This window comes from Sulfuricaulis sp. (assembly GCF_049587675.1).
GTDB lineage: Bacteria > Pseudomonadota > Gammaproteobacteria > Acidiferrobacterales > Sulfurifustaceae > Sulfuricaulis.
On the sequence record NZ_JBAVEJ010000166.1, the window covers coordinates 1 to 2,168 of the forward strand.

Sequence of the window (2,168 nt, forward strand, 5' to 3'; positions counted from 1 at the left end):
GTCCCGAGTGAGTTGCCGCCGCCAGTCGATTTCTTCGCCGAGGCTGCTCGGTACCTCGGTTGATGCCATGGTGCGCAAACCGAGCGATGTCATGCATGGCGCGCGGTGCTGTCGTGTTGCCGGGCGCCCTGGACCCGGAATTTCCGCTGAAGCCAACGGAGCGAGTTTTGCCATGACTCGCGGACTGCGATGCGTTGTTGCGCGCCCGGTAGGCCAAAATTAGACGAAAATAAGACCAAACTCTTACTCATTCAGGCATTCCAGAGCGGTATTCTTCGTCGCGCGAACGCGAATGGCGATCGATCGAAACCCCATTACATCAACAGGAGAAGAGCGCGATGGAATCAATGCTTAAAGAAATCGAGCAGATCAGCGGCCCGCTGTCTGCCGAAGAACTGCGCCGCATCAACGCGTGGTGGCGCGCCTGCAACTATCTCTCGGTCGGCATGATCTATCTGCGCGACAACCCGTTGTTCAAGGAGCCGCTCAAGATCGAGCACGTCAAGCATCGTCTGCTCGGCCACTGGGGCGCGAGCCCGGCGCTGTCGTTCGTGTGGGCGCACCTGAACCGCGTCATCAAGCGCGACGATCTCGACGTGATCTTCATGGCCGGCCCCGGCCACGGGGCGCCGGGGGTGCTGGGGCCGGCCTATCTGGAAGGCACCTATTCCGAGATCTATCCCGACAAGAGCGAAGACGCCGAGGGCCTGCAGAAGTTCTTCAAGCAGTTCTCCTTCCCCGGCCACATCGGCTCCCACGTAACCCCGGAGACCCCGGGCTCGATTCACGAGGGCGGCGAGCTCGGTTACAGCGTGTCGCACGCCTACGGCGCCTGTCTCGACAACCCCGATCTGATCGTCGCCTGCGTGGTGGGCGACGGCGAGGCCGAGACCGGCCCGCTCGCCACCGCCTGGCACTCGAACAAGTTCATCAATCCCGTGCGCGATGGCGCGGTGCTACCGATCCTCAATCTCAACGGCTACAAGATCGCCAACCCGACGATCCTCGCGCGCATCAGCCACGAGGAGCTCGAGGCGTTGTTCGTCGGTTACGGCTATACGCCCTACTTCGTCGAGGGCGATGATCCGACCGACATGCACCAGAAGATGGCCGCCACGCTGGACGAGGCCATCGGCGCGATTCGTGCCATCCAGAAGAATGCGCGTACGTCGGGCAAGGCCGAGCGCCCGCGCTGGCCGATGATCGTGCTGCGCTCGCCCAAGGGCTGGACCGGCCCGAAGGAGATCAAGGGACACAAGGCCGAGGGCTCGTGGCGCTCGCACCAGGTGCCGTTCTCCGACGTGCGCGACAACCCCGCGCACCTGAAACTGCTGGAAGACTGGATGCGCAGCTACAAGCCCGAGGAGCTGTTCGACAAGGACGGCCGGCTGATCCCCGAGCTGCGCGCGCTCGCCCCCAAAGGCACCCGGCGCATGAGCGCCAACCTGCACGCCAACGGCGGCTTGCTGCGCAAGGATCTGAAACTTCCCGATTTTCGCCAGTACGCGGTCAAGGTCGAAGAGGCCGGCAAGGTGCTGCACGAGAACACCAAACCGCTCGGCGAGTTCCTGCGCGACGTGATGCGCAACAACATGACCAGCTTCCGGGTGTTCGGGCCGGACGAGACTGCCTCCAACCGCTTGCAGGCGGTGTACGAGGTATCGAAGAAGGTGTGGATGGCCGATCTGCTGCCGGAGGACGCCGACGGCGGGGAGCTCTCGCGCGACGGGCGGGTGATGGAGATGCTCTCCGAGCATACCTTGATCGGCTGGCTGGAAGGATATCTGCTCAGCGGCCGACACGGCTTTTTCCACACCTACGAAGCGTTCGCCCATGTGATCGACTCGATGTTCAACCAGCACGCCAAGTGGCTCGACATCTCCAAGAACCACGTGCCGTGGCGCGCCCCGGTGGCATCTGAGAACATCCTGTTGTCGTCCACGGTCTGGCGCCAGGATCATAACGGCTTCTCGCATCAGGATCCGGGCTTCATCGATCTCGTGACCAACAAGAGCCCGAGTGTCACGCGCGTCTACCTGCCGCCCGATGCCAACACGCTGCTCGCCGTCGCCGACCAGTGTCTACGCTCGACCGACTGCATCAACGTCATTGTCGCCGACAAGCAGAAGCACCTGCAGTTCGCCACCATCGACGAGGCGGTGGTGCAC

Annotated in this window: 1 protein-coding gene; it reads left to right on the top strand. The window is 63.1% G+C overall.

The annotated features are described in order from the left end of the window. Positions 1-338: 338 nt before the first annotated feature. The coding region (locus WB402_RS08605) for a phosphoketolase family protein (RefSeq protein ID WP_424206900.1) at positions 339-2,168 on the top strand (1,830 nt) is incomplete at its 3' end.